We start from the raw sequence: 1,646 nt of genomic DNA, 5'->3' as shown, positions 1-1,646 counted from the left end.
GAATAGAGAGCTGACGATGACCTACTCTCACATGGGCGAACCACACTACCATTGGCGCAAAGACGTTTCACTTCTGAGTTCGGGAAGGGATCAGGTGGTTCCGTCTTGCTATTGTCGTCAGCAAAGGGGGTTAGATATGAGTCTGATGTTGTTATTATTGACGTCAAGATATTATCTATTGGTCGACCAACATAAACCTAACTGAATCAAGGTTTAAGGTGATATCGAAATATATATATTCTATAAGCTTCTACTTATACAAGATAGATTAATTAGAGCTAATCATACAAACCACTTGGGTGTTGTATGGTCAAGCCAAACGAGCAATTAGTACAGGTTAGCTACATGCATCGCTGCACTTCCACACCCTGCCTATCAACGTCGTAGTCTTCAACGGCTCTTTAGGGAAATCTAATCTTGAGGTGGGCTTCCCGCTTAGATGCTTTCAGCGGTTATCCCATCCGAACGTAGCTACCGGGCAATGCCACTGGCGTGACAACCCGAACACCAGAGGTTCGTCCACTCTGGTCCTCTCGTACTAGGAGCAGATCCTCTCAAATTTCCAACGCCCACGGTAGATAGGGACCGAACTGTCTCACGACGTTCTAAACCCAGCTCGCGTACCTCTTTAAATGGCGAACAGCCATACCCTTAGGACCTGCTTCAGCCCTAGGATGAGATGAGCCGACATCGAGGTGCCAAACACCGCCGTCGATATGAACTCTTGGGCGGTATCAGCCTGTTATCCCCAGAGTACCTTTTATCCGTTGAGCGATGGCCCTTCCATACAGAACCACCGGATCACTAAGACCTACTTTCGTACCTGCTCGACTTGTGGGTCTCGCAGTTAAGCGCGCTTTTGCCTTTATACTCTATGAACGATTTCCGACCGTTCTGAGCGCACCTTCGTACTCCTCCGTTACTCTTTAGGAGGAGACCGCCCCAGTCAAACTACCCACCATACATTGTCCTCGGTATTGTTATACCTGAGTTAGAACCCCGACATGACCAGGGTGGTATTTCAAGATTGGCTCCACAAACACTAGCGTGTCTGCTTCAAAGCCTCCCACCTATCCTGCACAAGTCAGGTCAAAGTTCAATGTAAAGCTGTAGTAAAGGTTCACGGGGTCTTTCCGTCTAGCCGCGGGTACACAGCATCTTCACTGCGATTTCGATTTCACTGAGTCTCTGCTGGAGACAGCGCTGCCATCATTATGCCATTCGTGCAGGTCAGAACTTACCTGACAAGGAATTTCGCTACCTTAGGACCGTTATAGTTACGGCCGCCGTTTACTGGGGCTTCGATCAAGAGCTTCGCTTACGCTAACCCCATCAATTAACCTTCCAGCACCGGGCAGGCATCACACCCTATACGTCCACTTTCGTGTTTGCAGAGTGCTGTGTTTTTAATAAACAGTTGCAGCAGCCTGGTATCTGCGACTGTCGACAGCTCAAGGAGCAAGTCCTATCACCATCAACAGCGTACCTTCTCCCGAAGTTACGGTACCATTTTGCCTAGTTCCTTCAGCAGAGTTCTCTCAAGCGCCTTGGTATTCTCTACCTGATCACCTGTGTCGGTTTAGGGTACGATTCGTTTATAGCTATTGCTTAGAAGCTTTTCCTGGAAGCATGGTATTTGCCACTTC

Annotated in this window: 2 rRNA genes; both read right to left on the bottom strand. The window is 48.4% G+C overall.

The annotated features are described in order from the left end of the window. Window positions 1–8 precede the first annotated feature (8 nt). A 5S ribosomal RNA gene (gene rrf, locus AAEY78_RS12225) occupies window positions 9–122 on the bottom strand. Window positions 123–306: 184 nt separating this feature from the next. After that, a 23S ribosomal RNA gene (locus tag AAEY78_RS12220) occupies window positions 307–1,646 on the bottom strand; the annotation flags it as partial.

This window comes from Psychrobacter sp. 16-MNA-CIBAN-0192 (genome assembly GCF_040309565.1).
GTDB lineage: Bacteria > Pseudomonadota > Gammaproteobacteria > Pseudomonadales > Moraxellaceae > Psychrobacter.
This window is presented reverse-complemented; position numbering and strand designations above follow the sequence as displayed.